The organism is Flavobacterium calami (genome assembly GCF_038290035.1).
GTDB lineage: Bacteria > Bacteroidota > Bacteroidia > Flavobacteriales > Flavobacteriaceae > Flavobacterium > Flavobacterium calami.
This window is the reverse complement of the sequence record NZ_JBBYHS010000028.1, coordinates 1-17,025: the sequence shown is the minus strand read 5'-3', so window position 1 is coordinate 17,025 and position 17,025 is coordinate 1. Positions and strand designations below refer to the sequence as shown.

Annotated in this window: 16 protein-coding genes; 8 read left to right on the top strand and 8 right to left on the bottom strand. The window is 32.7% G+C overall.

All coding sequences use genetic code 11. The annotated features are described in order from the left end of the window. The 3 genes from AAEO57_RS19810 (at nucleotide 1) to AAEO57_RS19800 (ending at nucleotide 3,358) form a co-directional block, all read left to right on the top strand. On the top strand, nucleotides 1-1,404 hold the full coding sequence (locus AAEO57_RS19810) for an ATP-binding protein (protein WP_341694766.1): 1,404 nt from the start codon (nucleotides 1-3) through the stop codon (nucleotides 1,402-1,404). A gap of 77 nt (nucleotides 1,405-1,481) precedes the next feature. Then, on the top strand, nucleotides 1,482-2,201 hold the full coding sequence (locus AAEO57_RS19805) for an adenine nucleotide alpha hydrolase family protein (protein WP_341694765.1): 720 nt from the start codon (nucleotides 1,482-1,484) through the stop codon (nucleotides 2,199-2,201). 209 nt (nucleotides 2,202-2,410) lie between these two features. Further along, nucleotides 2,411-3,358 carry a bestrophin family protein gene (locus AAEO57_RS19800; protein ID WP_341694764.1) on the top strand — a complete coding sequence of 316 codons (948 nt, stop codon included), beginning with the start codon at nucleotides 2,411-2,413 and terminating at the stop codon, nucleotides 3,356-3,358. A gap of 86 nt (nucleotides 3,359-3,444) precedes the next feature. Here the strand turns inward: AAEO57_RS19800 and AAEO57_RS19795 are convergent, their stop codons facing one another. Continuing rightward, nucleotides 3,445-4,872 carry an aminotransferase-like domain-containing protein gene (locus AAEO57_RS19795; protein ID WP_341694763.1) on the bottom strand — a complete coding sequence of 476 codons (1,428 nt, stop codon included), beginning with the start codon at nucleotides 4,870-4,872 and terminating at the stop codon, nucleotides 3,445-3,447. Nucleotides 4,873-4,973: 101 nt separating this feature from the next. On the opposite strand from AAEO57_RS19795, the gene AAEO57_RS19790 reads away from it, so the two are divergent. From AAEO57_RS19790 to AAEO57_RS19775, 4 genes are all read left to right on the top strand, one after another. Beyond that, nucleotides 4,974-5,885 carry an EamA family transporter gene (locus tag AAEO57_RS19790; protein WP_341694762.1) on the top strand — a complete coding sequence of 304 codons (912 nt, stop codon included), beginning with the start codon at nucleotides 4,974-4,976 and terminating at the stop codon, nucleotides 5,883-5,885. Nucleotides 5,886-5,981: 96 nt separating this feature from the next. Next, the gene (locus tag AAEO57_RS19785) at nucleotides 5,982-6,836 is read left to right on the top strand and encodes an EamA family transporter (RefSeq protein WP_341694761.1); all 855 of its coding nucleotides are present in this window, start codon (nucleotides 5,982-5,984) and stop codon (nucleotides 6,834-6,836) included. A gap of 469 nt (nucleotides 6,837-7,305) precedes the next feature. Continuing rightward, nucleotides 7,306-8,592: a Glu/Leu/Phe/Val family dehydrogenase gene (locus tag AAEO57_RS19780; protein WP_341694760.1), complete on the top strand. Its 1,287-nt coding sequence runs from the start codon at nucleotides 7,306-7,308 to the stop codon at nucleotides 8,590-8,592. A gap of 147 nt (nucleotides 8,593-8,739) precedes the next feature. Next, nucleotides 8,740-9,963 carry a sterol desaturase family protein gene (locus tag AAEO57_RS19775; RefSeq protein ID WP_341694759.1) on the top strand — a complete coding sequence of 408 codons (1,224 nt, stop codon included), beginning with the start codon at nucleotides 8,740-8,742 and terminating at the stop codon, nucleotides 9,961-9,963. Nucleotides 9,964-10,134: 171 nt separating this feature from the next. Here AAEO57_RS19775 and AAEO57_RS19770 read toward each other — a convergent pair whose 3' ends face one another. The 4 genes from AAEO57_RS19770 to AAEO57_RS19755 all read right to left on the bottom strand — a co-directional run bounded on the left by AAEO57_RS19770 (nucleotide 10,135) and on the right by AAEO57_RS19755 (nucleotide 12,848). Continuing rightward, complete coding sequence (locus tag AAEO57_RS19770) at nucleotides 10,135-11,034, bottom strand: hypothetical protein (RefSeq protein WP_341694758.1); 900 nt, start codon at nucleotides 11,032-11,034, stop codon at nucleotides 10,135-10,137. A 137-nt stretch (nucleotides 11,035-11,171) separates the two neighbouring features. Continuing rightward, nucleotides 11,172-11,606, bottom strand: coding sequence for a DUF6526 family protein (locus AAEO57_RS19765; protein ID WP_341694757.1), 435 nt, complete (start codon nucleotides 11,604-11,606; stop codon nucleotides 11,172-11,174). A 73-nt stretch (nucleotides 11,607-11,679) separates the two neighbouring features. Then, nucleotides 11,680-12,267: a DUF4142 domain-containing protein gene (locus tag AAEO57_RS19760; RefSeq protein WP_341694756.1), complete on the bottom strand. Its 588-nt coding sequence runs from the start codon at nucleotides 12,265-12,267 to the stop codon at nucleotides 11,680-11,682. An 86-nt stretch (nucleotides 12,268-12,353) separates the two neighbouring features. Further along, nucleotides 12,354-12,848 (bottom strand): DNA-deoxyinosine glycosylase, encoded by a 495-nt coding sequence (locus AAEO57_RS19755; protein ID WP_341694755.1) that lies wholly within the window; start codon nucleotides 12,846-12,848, stop codon nucleotides 12,354-12,356. Between the two features lie 153 nt (nucleotides 12,849-13,001). On the opposite strand from AAEO57_RS19755, the gene AAEO57_RS19750 reads away from it, so the two are divergent. Further along, nucleotides 13,002-14,027 (top strand): helix-turn-helix domain-containing protein, encoded by a 1,026-nt coding sequence (locus tag AAEO57_RS19750; protein WP_341694754.1) that lies wholly within the window; start codon nucleotides 13,002-13,004, stop codon nucleotides 14,025-14,027. A gap of 611 nt (nucleotides 14,028-14,638) precedes the next feature. Here AAEO57_RS19750 and AAEO57_RS19745 read toward each other — a convergent pair. From AAEO57_RS19745 to AAEO57_RS19735, 3 genes are all read right to left on the bottom strand, one after another. Next, nucleotides 14,639-15,040, bottom strand: a complete 402-nt coding sequence (locus AAEO57_RS19745; protein ID WP_341694753.1) for a hypothetical protein — start codon at nucleotides 15,038-15,040, stop codon at nucleotides 14,639-14,641. 197 nt (nucleotides 15,041-15,237) lie between these two features. Further along, entirely contained in the window at nucleotides 15,238-16,020 is a 783-nt protein-coding gene (locus tag AAEO57_RS19740) for a hypothetical protein (protein ID WP_341694752.1), read from the bottom strand. A gap of 100 nt (nucleotides 16,021-16,120) precedes the next feature. Further along, a complete protein-coding gene (locus tag AAEO57_RS19735; RefSeq protein WP_341694751.1) occupies nucleotides 16,121-16,681 on the bottom strand; it encodes a hypothetical protein in 561 nt (186 codons plus the stop codon). Nucleotides 16,682-17,025: the final 344 nt, after the last annotated feature.

The window sequence follows — 17,025 nt, the reverse complement described above, 5'->3', positions numbered from 1 at the left end:
ATGGATATCAGAAAAAGGATTACTTTTACTTATGTAGCACTTTCTACCTTCAGTACTTTGTTATTGAGTGTTATAGTATTCGTTTTATTTAGGGAAAACAATCGTTATCATTTCCTGAAAAGGCTTGATGACAGATCAAAAATTGTGGCTTCTATCCATTTTCAGCACGATCCTGAAAAAATAAAATATTATAGTAATTTAAAGAAAAACGGACTCGAAGAACTTATAGAAGAGGAAGAATATGTTCTTAAAATAAATAGCGCCAATAGTTTTGACTACAACACAAAGCTGAATCTCCCGAACGAATTTTATTCTAATATTCTCCAGACCGGGAAAGACTATTTTGAAATTAACAGTAAATATTATCTGGGTCAGGTTTTTACAGAAAGAAACCAAAAATACATTGTAATCGTTGGAGCACGTGACCGAAGAGGAAAAACGACAACGGTTTATATTGTAAAAATATTAGTTTTTGGCGGAATCGGATTTATATTTTTGGCTTTCATATTAGGCCGGTTTTTAGCAAAACGTGTCATTAATCCTGTAGCCAGAATTACCAAAGAAGTAAACAGAATCAGTGCTTCAAACCTTCATAACAGATTACCGGAAGTTAAAAATTCAGATGAAATTTCAGATCTGACAGCAACTTTTAATGATATGCTCGACCGACTCGAAACCTCTTTTGAAATACAGGCGAACTTTATCAATAACGCTTCACATGAATTAAAAACACCTATTACAACCATAATTGCCGAGGCTGAAATTATGCTTTTGAAAGAGCGTGAGAAAGAAGAATATGTACAGTCTTTAGAAAATATATACAGTCAGGCATCAAAATTAGGAAACTTAACCGAAAGTTTGCTTAAACTAACCCAAACGGGTTATGATGGCAATAAGCAGGTTTTGGATATTGCCCGAATCGATGAATTATTGCTGGAAGTAAAATCAGATCTGGATAAAATTTATCCGGACAACCGTGTCAGTATCAAACTTAATTTTGCTCCGGAAGACTCTAATCTGCTGCTAATTGCGTGTAATAAACCACTTTTGGAACTGGCAATCAACAATATTATAACCAATGGTGTAAAGTATTCAGATAATAATGAAGTTTTTGTAACGCTCTCTGCAAATAATGAGTCAATTAAAATTTCGATAAACGATATAGGAATAGGGATTCCGCCAGAAGATATTCCGCATTTATATGAGCCTTTCTTCAGAGGAAAAATTGCGGCTAAATATATCGGTTACGGTTTAGGGCTTCCACTGGCTTCTAAGATCATTCGTATGCACGATGGAGAAATACAAGTACAGTCGGAACAAAACAAAGGAACAATTGTAACTATCATTTTCAAAAAATCTAATCTTAAAAAGAGTAATATTAAAAATTCTAATGTTGAATCTTAGAAAATTCTAATTTAAGATTAAGACCCTTCTAATTATCAAGGAGTTATTTTGTCTGTATAAACTAAAAGATTATGCACATGAAAAATTTCCTGATTCCTACGACTTTAAAAGATGATACGATTTCTGCTGTAAAATCGGCAATAAGCCAGGCAAAAAAATCAGATTGTGAGATTGTTTTGATGATGGTTTCTGAGACACCAGACTCTTTTTCATCATCTAATTTTTTACGCGAAATGCGAGCCGGCCTTACTAAAAGCCAGGAAGAAGTTTTAGAAACCTGCAGGTATATGATTGATTATACCAAAAACTGCAAAATTAGAATTCACAACCAATACGGGCTTTCATTACCTGTTTTTAGAAGGATTGTAGAAACTTTTTCGGTAAAATTAATTATTCTGCCGCACTCGTACAAACAGGAAACCAAGCGTATTCATCAATATTTGGTTCAATTGGCGGGCAATCAAAAATGTCCGATTCTGCATTTGGGCAACGAACAATTCAAAGAAGATTTTACGAAAGCACTTTATATTGAAAACAGTAGTGCCAATATGCACATAAAAGATGTTCAGCAATTTCTAAATGAAAACTTCTCGTATGAAATTGTAAGCAAAACTTCAAAAACGGATGATAATTACGAAAATATAACTCCTTTGTCTGAAGCAATTTCTAAATACGGCATCGACTTATTGGTAGAAACCCGTAAAGGAGAGAAAATCAAATTCAAAAAAATAAAAAAACAGAATATTAATGAGAAACTGGGTCTTCCGGTACTCTCATTGTACGAAGAGCTGGTTTAGATTAGTCCTTAGTAATTAGTCCTTAGTAATTAGTAATTAGTTTACGTTGCTTTATAAGGCCTGCTATTAGGATTTAAGTTTTACTAAGTTTTTCGCTGAATCTAATTTTTTCAAAAGAAAGGATAAAAATATTATTCTATTTAACAAACTAAGAACTCATCACAAGTTACTAAGGACTAGCCAAATAATATTAATTTAAAACCGAAAATATGTTATTAAAGAAAAGAATACCAATGAAGTACGTTCTCGGGAAAATTAAAGTTGAAATTGTTCTCGTATTAGCTTACACAATATTATTTGAAATTTTTCACCATTATTTCATCAATCTTCCCGTAGATATTCCCATTGCGATACCAACCATGATTGGAACTATTATTTCCTTATTATTGGCTTTTAAGTCCAATCAGGCTTATGACAGATGGTGGGAAGCACGAATTGTGTGGGGAGCTGTGGTAAACGATTCCAGAACATTGATACGTCAGGTTTTGACGTTTTACAAAGACCCGGATTTTTCTGTTGAAGCTAATGAATTCAAAGAGAATTTTGCTAAAAGGCAAATTGCATGGTGTTATAGTTTAGGGCAGGCACTTCGAAATAAAGATGCTATAAAACCACTAACCGGTTTGATGAGTGAAGAGGAAATCAAATACGTCAAAAATCATCAAAACGTACCAAATGCTATTTTAATGCTTCATGCGCGTGATCTCAGAAATGCTAAAAATGAGAAGCGTATTAATATGTATCAGCAGGTTGAAATCGATAATACACTGTCGAGATTATGTGACGAAATGGGTAAATGTGAGCGAATTAAAAACACAATTTTTCCAACCACTTACAGCATGTACATTAGATTGACATTGTGTTTGTTCATTTTATTACTGCCTTTTGGACTCACTAGTGTTTTAAGCTGGTTTGCTATTCCATTGATTACCGCTATCGGAGCTGCATTCTTTTTGATAGAGAGAATGGCGATTCATTTGCAGGATCCTTTTGAAAACAGACCAACAGATACGCCTGTAACAACCATTGCAAATACAATCGAAAAAAATATTAGGCAGATGCTGAATGAATATCAAAGCGAATTTGATATTCTAAAAGAGTTTGATTTAGAAAACGAGCCGAAAAAAGTGGACAGCAACGCTTATTTTGTTTTATAGATTAAAGTTAATTTTGGTATTTTAATTGTTGACCGGACAGTGAGTAGTTGTACTGTCCGGTTTTTTTTCAGGTTTAAAGTAGAATATTATAAAGTTTGCTGTGCAGCCAGTTTACCTAATGTTTGTATGGATTGACGTAATTCATTTGTCCAGGGCAAACCAAAACTCAGACGCATGCAGTTTGAAAACTGATTCTGGAAAGAAAAAATTCGGCCCGGTGCAATACTGATATTGTGTTTCATGGCCAAATGGTAAAATTCGGCAGTATCTATTTTTTTATCCAGTTCTATCCAAAGAAAAAAACCGCCCTGAGGCTGACTTACTTTTGTGCCTTTCGGGAAAGATTCTAAAATCGTGTTGATGTAATTATTGCAGTTTTGATTCAGTATCTGACGAATTTTCCGAAGATGATTTTCATACCGTCCGTTTTTCAGAAAATCACCTACAACCTCATGTGTTATGGTAGGAGAGGAGATGGTGTGGTATAATTTTGTCCGTAAAATTTCTTTTTTAAATTTCCCCGGAATAACCCAGCCAGCACGATAACCCGGTGCCAAAGTTTTAGAAACCGAACTACAGCTCATCACAATACCGCTTTCATCATACGTTTTGCAGTTTGTGGGTCTGGCTGAACCAAAGTATAAATCGCCGTGAATATCATCTTCGATAAGCGGGATATTATGAAATTCCATTAAGCGAACAGTTTCCTCTTTATGTTCATTAGGCATCATACTTCCCGATGGATTACTAAAATTACTCATCAAAACACAAGCTTTTACTTTTTTGGTTGAAATCGCTTTTTTTAAAGCTTCCAGTTCTATTCCGGTTGTCATATTGGTCGGCAATTCCATGACATACAACCCCAAAGATTTGGCCAGTTGTAATATTCCAAAATAGGCCGGACTTTCAGTAACAATGGTATCTCCCGGTTTGGTTACTGCCATTAGGCAATTCGAAATAGCACTTACACAGCCCGGAGTGGTGATGATGTCGTCTTCTGTGAGTGATCCGCCCCAGGCAAAAGACCAGCGGGCAATTTCTTTTCTAAAATTTACATTTCCCTGCATTTCCTCATAACTGGTACCGCTATTAGGAAGCTGACGCATCGCCTGAACCATTCCTTTATTCAGTTTGGCAATCGGAAGAAGTTCATTTGAAGGAAAACCCAGCGAAAGCATCGTAACATTTTTATCAGTCATATTACCGTAAACCAAATCGATTAAATCTTCCCGTTCAATATTTTGAGTGGTCAGAATAGGAGAGCTGGAACTTGGCTCAGGAGCAATTCGGGCAGAGATGTTACTTACATAATATCCCGATTGAGGGCGTGATTCGATTAGCGATCTGCTTTCGACTTCATAGTATGCTTTGCTCACCGTACTCATGCTGTAGCCGGTTTCTGCACATACTTCTCTGATCGAAGGTAATTTGTCTCCAACGTTTAAAAGCCCAGATTTTATTTGCTTTTCAATAAGATCGGCAAACTGTAAATAGAGGTAATTTGGATTTCGCATAAAAAAAACTGTTCTGCTGCAATTTACAAAAACTGTATCTGTATTGCTGTTTTATTTTTAAGAAATTTGCTTCTTCTGATATAACCCTAAAAAAGAAACCCGTGAAAACTACAAAATATTATCTGGCTGCCATTACAGCTTACATAACCTGGGGTTTTTTTAGCCTTGTGCTAAAACCAATACACGAATATGCTTCACTGGATATTTTATTTTATCGTGTCTTTAGCTGTAGTATTTTAATGCTGTTGATTTCGTTTTTATTTATGCGAAAAAAAATAAACGAGACAATTGAAGTTTTCAGAGCTTTACCGCCTTCTAAAAGAAGAAATACAGTTTTACTGAATATTGGCGGAAGCTTTTTTCTAATGCTGAACTGGTTTACTTTTATTTATGTAATGAATCATGTTAGTGTAAAAGCTACTTCTCTGGCTTATTTGGTTTGTCCTATTTTAACCACATTGCTGGCTTATTTTATCCTGCATGAAAAACTGAGCAAAACACAATGGCTGGCAGTTGGTTTAAGTATTTCGGGCTGTTTGTTATTATCGTATGCTGATATTATGGATATGTTTTTTAGTATCATCATTGGATTAACGTACGCTTCTTATCTTGTTAGTCAGCGTGTCAATAAAGGGTTTGACAAATTTATAATACTCACATTTCATATCACTTTAGCAGCTTTGTTGCTAGTGCCATTTTATCCTGCATACAGCGGTCCCATACCTACAGAGTTTACTTTTTATTTTTGTATTGAAACAATTGCCATATTTTTTACAATCATACCATTATTCCTCAACTTATATGCGCTATCCGGAATCAATTCTTCAACTGTTGGAATGTTGCTGAATATCAATCCGATGATTGCATTTGGACTGGCTTGTTTTGTTTATAAAGAAAAAATTACGGCATTGCAGATTTTAGCGTATGTTATTATTTTTATGGCTGTACTGGTTTTTAACTCGCATCATTTATTTGCTATGAAGCATAAAAATGTTCTTTCAGCCAAAAGCTAAAGACCAAAAAAATAAAATTACCCGGAAGGTTTAATTAACTCTCCGGGCTTTTTTTTGAATGATTTTTAAACGCTATTTTTACAGTAAAAAAGTTGTATGTTGTTTCTTATCCTAAGTATTATCTGCAGTGTAACAGTAGGTATAATTTTTAAAATAACCCGTAACTATAATTGCAATCCGGGTCAGATCATCACTTTCAATTATGTATTTGCAATCCTGTTCTGTTATTTTGTTTTCAGTCCTGATCTGACGAAAATTTCAGCAAACGCTCCATGGAATATTTATCTGGCTGTTGGTATTTTGTTACCTGTTGTCTTTTTGTTTCTGGCAGCTTCTATCAGCCACATGGGAATAGTAAAAACAGATGCTGCACAAAGATTATCTCTGTTTATTCCGATACTGGCAGCCTGGTTTATTTTTAAGGAAGAATTCAATACCTATAAAATAATAGGTCTTGCGATTGGTTTTTTGGCACTTTTACTTATTTTAAGAAAACCATCAGAAAATGAACAGAACAAGTGGATATACCCGGCAATTGTTTTAGTAGGGTTTGGTATAATTGATATTCTTTTTAAACAAATTGCAATTTTTAGCAATATTCCATATACGACTTCTTTATTCGTTGTATTTTATATCGCTTTGCTGGTTTCATTGGTTAACGCTGTTTATAATGCTAAAGTAAAAAAAGTAAAGTTTGAGCTTCAGAATATACTTTTCGGAGGATTGGTAGGACTTTTTAATTTCGGAAATATCTTGTTTTATCTAAAAGCGCATAAAGCATTTTCTGAAAACCCATCTACCGTTTTTGCCGGAATGAACATGGGGGTCATTGTTTTGGGAAGTCTCGTTGGGCTGCTTTTTTTTAAAGAAAAATTATCCAAAATCAACTTTTTTGGGATCATTTTAGCTTTAATAGCTATAATTTTCATTTTTTTATCTCAAATTCTTTAAAATTTATTTCAGTATAAATGCTTGTTTTACAAGGGTTTTGTAAATAAGTTTAATTTATTTTAAAATAAACTCTACAAATTCTATAGAATTTATAAAATATATTTATAAATTTGCCTTAACAATGAAAAACTATAATCGAAATATGATGTCTTTCAGATGCAGCTTCACGATGTGCTGCATGTTGAATCATGTCCTGAAATGGCGTTAATAGAGAAAGTACTTGTTAGTTATTTTTTTTTTTTAGCCTTTCATCACCCATGAAAGGCTTTTTTTAGAATTTATTCAAAACCCAGATATGAGATCAAATAAATACACCGATACAATGATGCAGGGCATTCTTATGAAGATTCCTTGTTGTAGTTGCCGTAATGAGTTACCTAAAATGTAAAAACGCTTTTGTAATGTACAAAAGACTTTAAAATATAAAATTTCAAAATCAATTGAATAAAAATCTTAAAACCAAAAAATTATGAGCCTACAAATAATTAAACAGAATCCTTTTCAGTCCATGATTGATCGTTTTAATATCGCAGCAGATATTTTAAACCTGGAAGAATCAATCAGACAGAAATTACAAAAACCTGAAAAACAAATTGTGGTCAATTTTTCAATCACACTTGATAATGGTACAACTAAAAATTTTGAAGGATACCGCGTTATTCATAACACGGCATTAGGACCATCAAAAGGCGGAATCCGTTATGATACGGGTGTAAACCTTGATGAGGTAAAAGCACTGGCAGCGTGGATGACATGGAAATCTGCTGTAACAGGAATTCCGTTTGGAGGAGCAAAAGGCGGAATTATTTGCGACCCAAGAGAACATTCTAAAACAGAATTAGAGAAAATTACCAGAGCTTATACAAAAGCATTAGCCGATATTTTTGGGCCAGAAAAAGACGTTCCTGCACCGGACATGGGAACAGGTCCTGACGAAATGGGCTGGTTAATGGATGAGTTTTCTTTGGTTCACGGCAAGACGATTCATGCTGTGGTAACAGGTAAACATCTACATTCAGGAGGTTCTTTAGGAAGGGTAGAAGCTACAGGAAGAGGAGTTAGTATTATTACACTTCTGGCGCTTCAAAGATTAAAACTGAGACCGGCAAGATCTTCAGTGGCGATTCAGGGATTTGGAAATGTGGGATTGCATTCGGCTTTATTTTTATATGAAAAAGGATTAAAAGTGGTGGCTGTAAGCGATGTTTCAGAAGCTTTCTACAATCCTGAAGGGCTCAATATTCCCGAACTGATTTTGTACTACAACCTGAATAATAAAAGTATCAAAGGATATCCAAATTCGGTAGCCATCAAACATGAGGAATTATTACTTCTTGATGTCGATGTACTAATTCCGGCTGCAAAAGAAGATGTGATTACACAGAAAAATGCGGCTGATATCAAAGCAAAAATTATTGTAGAAGGTGCCAACGGACCGGTTTCTTCTGATGCGGATAAAATATTACATAATAATAATGTTCTGGTAGTTCCCGATATTCTGGCGAATGCAGGCGGAGTAACAGTTTCTTATTTCGAATGGCTTCAAAATTCGCTTTTGGAGTCCTGGAGAATTCACCAGATAAACAAACGCTTAGAAGACATACTTGAAAAAGGTTTCGAAACGGTTTTCAGAATTGCAGATAAACACAAAGTTACACCACGTATTGCAGCCTATATAATTGCTCTGCAAAAAGTGGCAGATACACAATCTCTGAAAGAAGTAAAAATAGAAGCTCCAAAATTTAAACAGAACTAAATATCAGATAATTCTAGAAAAATATTTTCATTGATTGCAATCGTTTGACAATTTTAGATGTGGTCAATTAATGAAAATATCTTTTTCTTTAGTCTTATATTGAATTGAAAATAAGTTTTTTATCGGTCAAAAAAAAGATTTTTAAAAATGGAACATATTAATTTTCTTGCGTTCGCTATGCCTGCGTTTTTCATTTTTTTATTCTTAGAATATAAGTTGATACAGCGCAAAAACAAACCTGAGATTTTTAATTACGAAAGCTCAGTTTCAAATATCAGTATTGGTATTGCAGAAAGGCTGATTAATCTTTTTGTAGCTGCAAGTTTCTATCAGTTGTATTATTTTATTTACAACAATTACAGGCTTTTGGATATCGAGAGCAATGTTTTTGTATGGATTGCTTTAATTCTTGCAACCGATTTTGTCTGGTATTGGTACCACAGACTTGGTCATGAAATTAATTTTTTTTGGGCGGCACATATTGTACATCATCACAGCGAAGAGTTTAATTTTACCGCAGCAGCAAGGATTACCACTTTTCAGGCCGTTATACGTACTGGTTTTTGGTGTATTCTTCCTTTTATAGGTTTCCATCCTTCTATGGTTATTACGATGCTGATTGTTCATGGCGCTTATTCTTTTTTTACCCATACTCAGCTTGTCGGAAAAATAAAATGGCTGGAATATGTTTTTGTAACGCCTTCAATTCATGGGGTACATCATGCTTCTGACGAAAAATATCTGGATAAAAATTACGGAGATATGTTTACGTTTTGGGACCGTATTTTTGGCACTTTTCAGGAGGAGGAAGAGAAACCAAAATACGGTTTAACCCATCCGTTAAAAAGCTATAGTTTTATGTGGCAGCATTTTCATTACTATTTTGAAATTTATGAATTGTGGAGACGTTCCAAGGGGTTTAAGGCCAGATGGAAAGCTGTTTTTGGAAGCCCAGCCGATATGGATCAGGACATTAGACCTATATTAGAAAAACGTTTTCTGCAGGACAAAAGCAATCCGCATCCGAGGCTTCGATTCAGGAATTATCTCTATATTCAGTTAGGAATCTGCACGTTATTTTTAACTGGTTTTACTTATTATTTTGAATTGCTGGATCTTTTTGATAAAGTTTTTGTGCTGTCTTTTATACTCATCACATTAGTAAATTGCGGTGCTTTATTAGAACAGCGAAAGTGGATGTACTATCTGGAATATGGCAGAATATTTATTATAACCACCTATTTTTTATACGAAGAAGATTTAACTACATTTTTCTTTATTCCGCTGGCGATTATGATTTTTGCAGAGCAATTATTTTCGTTGAGCAAACATTATCAAAATGTAGTGCTTCAGCTGGAAACTTTAGAATAATAAAAAATGATATTTTGAAAATTTCTGTTTTGCCAGAATTAATAAATGTTTTAGTATTTTTTAGTTTAAAAATGAGTTAGTTTGAGTTAAGTTTATAGTTAGTTAGAGCAAACAAGCCCGATACTTTGAATATCGGGCTTGTTTATTTTTTATAAAGATAAAATTCGGAGTTTACTTTTTATAAAGTTTAACATGTTTTCCAAATGCCCAGGCAAGGGTAAGGGTAGGGCCGTTATAACCCCATTTAAAGTATCCGTTTGTTCTTTCTTTTTCTACATCAACCCTGATGTTTAAACCGGTATATCCTGCTGTTATACTGAAATTTTTATAGACATTATACAAAACAGATAAATTATAGCTTAACAATTTACCATCAACATCATTGATTTTAATTGCAAAATAATTGATGTTGGCATAAAGACCAACTTTTTTACCCAATACAAATTCTCCCCAAAGCCCTATATCCGGCAATGGAGCCGTAAAATCAAAATTATCTCTGTATTCCAGTTGGGCAGTTGCTCCTTCTAATCTCATACCCACATCTCCAAACAATACGTGAGCCCCGATAAGTACCCCAATTTCGTATTTTGGTTTTGATATAAAGGCATAACCATAAGTAATTCGGGCGATATGATTGTCCATAAATGCAGAAACGGTGGCGTTTACCGGATAAGTATGATCGCCAAACTCAATATCTTTTTCCAGTCTTTTGGTAGAGGTTCTGTTTAGATAAAAATATTCTGCACCTAGTCTTGATCTTCTGGAAATTCGCCATTCAAAAGTACCAGTAAAAGACTCGCTGCTTTTGTTGAAACCGAGATCTTTTTCAAAATCAATCGAATTTCCAAAATCACCATCATTACTTCCTACCTTAACTTCAGTATTATTTACAGGAAAAAAGGCTCCGGCTGTAAATTTGAAACGTCTAGCATGCCAGGGCAGATCTTCCGGGATATTTTGTTCATCTTGTACTGGAGCCAAAGTATCCTTGACTGGTGCTTCGGCAACGACTTGTGCATGTAATGTAATGCAGGTAAATAAAACTATCAACAAACAAAATAATTTTTTCATAAGACTTGTTTTAGATTTAATTGATAAAATTTTAACAATTAAAGTTAGCGAAAAAAACAATCGTTTTTATTTTTATTGTTTTATTTTTTGTTTAATATGGTTTGATTATCAGTGAAATATGTACTTTGTAATTGTTTTTATACCCTGTTGTAATCACCTTTCCAGTGGTTAATGGCCTGTTTGATGTCTTCTCCGGATAAATTTTCAACCAGCGCACGCTGCATTAAAGGCAACAATTCTGCATCTGAAGCAAATCGCAACGCAAAAATCTGATCTTCAGTATATTTATATTCAATGGCTTCGAAAGGGCTTCCGGTAAGCACAAAGTATCGGTATCTAAATTCTGCCTTAATAATTCTGTTCTGTAAAATTAAAGCGTAATGTTGGCGCAGCATATAAGCCAGCCAGAATAAGTATACGAAAATTGCAGTTATAAAACCCCAAACTAGTTTTTCTGCTGAAGTAATGGTAAAATAAACTGATATTCCTAAAAAAACGATTAAAATAGGATAATATACAAAATGATGTGCCGGATAGAACCGGACATGATTTTTATAAGACTGTTTCTTCATGATTGTTTTTTTTAATGTAAAAAAAAGCTACCCTAATAAATAGAATAGCTTTCTAAATAACCTGTATCAATGATTATTTTTTATCTAAATCCTGTTTCAGCTGTTTTGCATGCTGAAGATGTGCCGTCAGTGAAGCAACATTTTTAGATGCCCAGGCTTTAATTTCTTCATCATTTGCATTTTCTGATGCTTTGGTAAATTTATCAATTGCTTTTTCATGACCATCGATCATTTTATCAACGAAATTTTTATCAAAATCAACTCCTGTTTTTTCATTTAGTTTATCGTATTCATCCTGACCTTCTTCAGTAAGTGAAGCGGGTAATGAAAAATTTCGTTTATCAGCAACAGCCTTAACCTCTGCAGCTAGTTTTGTATGTTCATCAACTAGCATTTTACCAAATTTTTTAATTTCTGGATTGGTACTTTTTGTTTGTGCAAGTTTCCCTATTTCGATTTCAGCCAAATTGATTTCTGTAGCGTCAACTAAAAATTCAGAATCATCTTCTTTCGTATCTATACTGTCAAATTTAGCTTCGTTTTGTTCTTCGGCAACTTCTTTTGGATCTTCTTGTTTTGTTTCGTTTTTACAGGAATTTAAACTCAATAATAAAATTCCTGTTCCTAAAATGATTTTGCTTGCTAAAAGTATTTTTTTCATGATTTAAAAGTTTAAAAGTTATAATCATAAAATTATTTAAACATGAGCATGAAATCTTACAGTTTGAATTAATAATGTTATATCATTCAAACTTTTAGCAAATCTCTAATTACTTTCCATTCTTTTAATTTCGAATCAAATGTTTTGCTCGCATTGGCAGGACTGGTAGAAGGCATAGTGATGAACTGATAATCCATATTTTCTAAGGTCACATGTTTTTTAAAAAAAGCAGCAGCCTTCTGACCATTAAATACAATGGTTTTAATATTTGGATGGAGTTTTAAAAATTGTTCAAAATCATTTGTAATTTCATTTTTGATTGCGCTGTCAAGACTTCCGACTCTTTCACAATATTGCAAAACATCCCACAAGGCAATTTTGTTTTTGAGCAAAAGAGCCTTTTTTATCTCATAATCATCAGAGAACTCATCTTCCAGAATTTCAAACATAAAGCGCCAGAAGTTATTTCGTGCATGACCATAATATTGTTGTATTTCGAGTGATTTTGTACCCGGCATAGTTCCTAAAATCAAAATGACGGCTTCAGGTGACGCTATAGGCTTGAAAGAAAAACTTTTCATGGTAAAAGAATAGATTAGAAGTAATTATAAAACAAATCTCAAAAATTATATAACATAAAGCGAGTGTTTTAAACGAATTTTGGAATACAGATTAATCGTATAAATCTGAGTTTTTGTTCAGCCTGTAAAAATAATTTTAAATCACGAAATAAAATGAAATTAGTAACTATACATAAAGATAAGATTAAAAATATATTTGAAGAACTGACGCAAAGTTTTGGAGGAAAAATAATTTTTGATTCAGACGAGTATGCTTTAGAGGTTTCTAATGATTTTGCTAAAGGCACCATTGTAGGATCTTCTTATAGTGATTCGGTTTCCAGCCTTCAGTTTGAAATGACTTTTTCAGAAGACGTAAGGCTCAGTATCGAAAACCCGAATATTTCACCGGTTTATTTTGCTTATTGTTCTAAAGGCAGTTTATCGCACAGTTTTGGAATTACAGGTGTAGAAAGAAAACTAAAAAAATTCCAGACCGCCATTGTTTCTTCAAGACAGGATGAAGAGAATATTTTGTATTTCGAAAAAAACATCAATACAAAACTCACACTCATTGTCGTAGGAACTCAAAACTCAGGTACAGACAATCATGATTCTCTAAATTATAAGGTAAGGGAAACTTTTTTTGAAAAGAATTCAGAATATAACTTTTTCTATGTAGGCTCTTATAATTTAAAAATAGCCGAAAAAATTGAAGAGTTAAGCGCTGTTACAGAGACCGGAATAGTTCGTAATTTATTAAAAGAAGGGATTTTAAAAATTATTCTCGCCATGGAAATCCAGCAGCATTCTGATGATATGAATAATTCTCTGAAAGAAACAAATTGCCTTACCTTAAAGGAAATGGAAGAAATAAAAAAACTTTCAGATCTGATAAAAGAAAATCCGGAAGAGCAGTTTACCATTAAATCTCTAAGTAAAAAATCAGGTTTATCGCCAAACAAACTGCAGGAAGGTTTTAAAATGATTCATGACAGAACGGTAAACGATTTTATCACTCACATGCGAATCTTAAAAGCCGAAATTTTGATTAAAAACAGCGATTTGAATATCTCAGAAATAGTGTATTGCATTGGTTTTACAAGCAGAAGTTATTTTTCTAAAATCTTCAAACAAAAATTCAACTGCAGTCCAAAAGAATATAAATTCAACCAAAACGTACTGGCGATTACCGCATAATTTAAGAACTCTGAGATGCTAAGGTTTATTTTATTGATTATTTAGTTTTTTTTGATAACAGGCTAATTTTAGTTTGAAATCCTTAGTATCTCAGTATTTTTATGATTTTGAGTTGTTCGAATTTAAGAAACTATTGACTTTAAAAGTCACACGTAAGGATTCATCCGGAATCATTGATGATTTACATTTTTCAGTTTTATAAATATATTCAGGTTGTGTATTAATTGTGTCTGTTTCACTCTCCTAATTATATTCTTTTTAGACAATTATTGAATTATAATTTAACTCAATTGTTTCATTTTCAATTTTGTGTTTTCCGCTGTAAAAAGGATCTCCATCTAGATAATAATCAACACAAACGAAATTTTCATTATCTAAAAATAAATAATTGCTGCTGCAACAATTGCATACTCCTAATGTTCCTCCATCTTTTGAGTTAATACCAGAAGCGGTGAATCTAAGGCAAAATGAGTGTAATTTATGTTGGAAGCACTTTTCAACAAGCCGTTGGAACGCAATTTTATACTCGAAAATAACTGAGATATACCCCTCTCAAAAGTAGTGAATAACTTTACGATGCTTTACATAGGAGTGGCTGTTGTAAGCAGTTTTTATTCTTTTATTGGATTTCTATATTCAGTTTGAATTTCAGTAGGTGAATCACTAAATTCAATAGCTTTTAATTCAGTTTTTAAACTCAAAAGTGTTTCTACCATAAACTTATCTAAATCGGATGGAATTTCCATTTTACTATCTCTAAATTGCTTAATTAAAACACCCAAATAATCTAAAATTGTTTTTTGTCCGTCAGCATCCAGAAACATTTCTTGAAGCCAATAATCCATTGTAGTCATTTTTATTTTTCCGTCAACACCTTTTTCCCATAAAGCGATTTGTTCAGGATTCAACCAATTCCATTTTTTTATTCGTACAAAATATTTCTCTTTATCATAGTATGATTTAATAAAGTCAAATTCAGGTAAATCTTTTTTCTTTTTTAAAAAACTAAACATATTAAATTCAGATTGATTTTGGTTTTTCTAAAATTGCTTACAACGTTCTGGCACTACGGGTTTGGGATTAAATTAAGCTCTATTTTCGGATTTGCCACCCGAGCGATAGCGAACAGGCGAAGCAAATCATCCAAAATACAAAACCATCTTTCCATTAAGTCAAATGCCCAAATCCGTTGTAGCTGTTGGCGGTAGTTTTATATAGTTTGTCGATATACTTCTTCGTCAATATTTAGTTCTTCGTCACTTAATAATCCTAATTTTAAAAGCTCAGACATCCCTTGGCTAGAATAAATTCCAATTGCGTAATAGTCTGATGGAATAAAGTGAGTGTGGTAAAAATTAATGCTATATTTTTTTCTGATTTTCTTTGATATTTCTTCAAAATCTGACGAGTAATATTTTCCGTCAGGCAAGTCAGTAAAATTTATCTTGTTTAATATGAGGAATTTACTAATTAAATCTTTGTAATTAGACTCCTTATTCATTAAAATTGATTTTGTAAATTTTTCTTGAAATAGAATTCTGATATCTTTATTTATTGGAATTATCCCTTTATCTGTGGTTAAAGAAATACCGTAATTATTGTACTGCTTCTCTTCATATGCGTATATCTCTTCTTCAGATATCAGATTGTCATTCAAAATTTCTAAGGGTATAATTTCTGAAATATCATCACTTATTTTTATAGGGTATCTAGTTTTGGGATATGTTCCACTGTAAAAGACACCCTTTTTGTTTTCAACTGTTGAACCATAAAGTAATACTCCGTTATATCTTCCGACAATTGCGAATGGAAAAAAATCAAAACCATAAAAATTATTGTTTGAATGAAAATCAGTCAATAAATTATCGTCACTGTTAATTTCATCAATTGTCAAAAATTTGATTGGGCCAAAATTGTATAAAAATAAATACTGTTTACCAACAGCTTTAATTTTTTCCCATATAGTTAAATATTCTTTAGGTATGCTTTTCATTTGTTTCTAAGTTTATTTCTGAGTTTGGATAAATTGCTACCAAAGTCTTGGTAATCATCGGGTTTGGGACTAAATTAAGCCCTATTTTCGGATCACTTTTTTAAAATTTTATACTATCCCTTTTGCATGAATACCTTGAAAGTTCTATAGGAGTATATTTTTCTTGTTTTAATTTTACATTTGACATATCATATTGGCCGTCATCTGTTTTTTTTACTCCAACAGCAATATACGGATTTGTATTTAAATAGATAATTTTAAATACCTTATCTGTTTTTTTACAAATGGGACAAATTACTTTACCCTTTAAATTAAGTTTGTATTTTACTGGCAGTGAAAAAGCTAGATTTAAGGAGTCAGTTTGGATATTTACCATTCTTTTTAAAAATATCGTATCATTCCCAATTCCAGCACAATAAAAATCAATTTTATTATTTGTTTTTGGTATAAATATTAATTTGAATTTACCAAAAGTGTCTGTTATTGTTTCAACTAAGATAAGGTTGTTAGTTTTTACCAAAATTTTCAATCGAGAAACATTGATTTCAGATTTTTTAGGTTTCAATTCACCATAAATTTTCACTGAATTTTGACCGTATGTAAAGCTTAGTAGAATTATAGCAATTAAAATTGGACTTATAAACTTTAGTAGTATTTTCATTAAATATTTATTCTTCTCTTTCAGTTAAAGTGTTGCACAACGTTCTGGGACTACCGCAGTTTTGGGACTAAATTAAGCCCTATTTTCGGATTTGCCAAATCTTCAAAGTACAAGACAACTTCAAATTAAACCTATTAACCAAATTGCTTGTAACATGTGTGCTTGTTGCACAACTGTTCAAATATATAAAAAACGTTGTTTAAAAATATGATTTTTGGTACTTTTAAGTATGCAAGGAAGAAAGGAACTCAGCCCAAAAATATTGTATCAGGTACAACTTCAGGATCTGATTGCAGAAGATAATTTTTACAGATTACTCGACAAATCCATCGATTTTCATTTTT

Excerpts from the sequence above, each read along its gene's own strand:
- AAEO57_RS19810 (WP_341694766.1), top strand. The coding sequence starts at position 1 with ATGGATATCAGAAAAAGGATTACTTTTACTTATGTAGCACTTTCTACC.
- AAEO57_RS19805 (WP_341694765.1), top strand. The coding sequence starts at position 1,482 with ATGAAAAATTTCCTGATTCCTACGACTTTAAAAGATGATACGATTTCT.
- AAEO57_RS19800 (WP_341694764.1), top strand. The coding sequence starts at position 2,411 with ATGTTATTAAAGAAAAGAATACCAATGAAGTACGTTCTCGGGAAAATT.
- AAEO57_RS19795 (WP_341694763.1), bottom strand. The coding sequence starts at position 4,872 with ATGCGAAATCCAAATTACCTCTATTTACAGTTTGCCGATCTTATTGAA.
- AAEO57_RS19785 (WP_341694761.1), top strand. The coding sequence starts at position 5,982 with ATGTTGTTTCTTATCCTAAGTATTATCTGCAGTGTAACAGTAGGTATA.
- AAEO57_RS19780 (WP_341694760.1), top strand. The coding sequence starts at position 7,306 with ATGAGCCTACAAATAATTAAACAGAATCCTTTTCAGTCCATGATTGAT.
- AAEO57_RS19775 (WP_341694759.1), top strand. The coding sequence starts at position 8,740 with ATGGAACATATTAATTTTCTTGCGTTCGCTATGCCTGCGTTTTTCATT.
- AAEO57_RS19770 (WP_341694758.1), bottom strand. The coding sequence starts at position 11,034 with ATGAAAAAATTATTTTGTTTGTTGATAGTTTTATTTACCTGCATTACA.
- AAEO57_RS19765 (WP_341694757.1), bottom strand. The coding sequence starts at position 11,606 with ATGAAGAAACAGTCTTATAAAAATCATGTCCGGTTCTATCCGGCACAT.
- AAEO57_RS19760 (WP_341694756.1), bottom strand. The coding sequence starts at position 12,267 with ATGAAAAAAATACTTTTAGCAAGCAAAATCATTTTAGGAACAGGAATT.
- AAEO57_RS19755 (WP_341694755.1), bottom strand. The coding sequence starts at position 12,848 with ATGAAAAGTTTTTCTTTCAAGCCTATAGCGTCACCTGAAGCCGTCATT.
- AAEO57_RS19750 (WP_341694754.1), top strand. The coding sequence starts at position 13,002 with ATGAAATTAGTAACTATACATAAAGATAAGATTAAAAATATATTTGAA.
- AAEO57_RS19745 (WP_341694753.1), bottom strand. The coding sequence starts at position 15,040 with ATGTTTAGTTTTTTAAAAAAGAAAAAAGATTTACCTGAATTTGACTTT.
- AAEO57_RS19740 (WP_341694752.1), bottom strand. The coding sequence starts at position 16,020 with ATGAAAAGCATACCTAAAGAATATTTAACTATATGGGAAAAAATTAAA.
- AAEO57_RS19735 (WP_341694751.1), bottom strand. The coding sequence starts at position 16,681 with ATGAAAATACTACTAAAGTTTATAAGTCCAATTTTAATTGCTATAATT.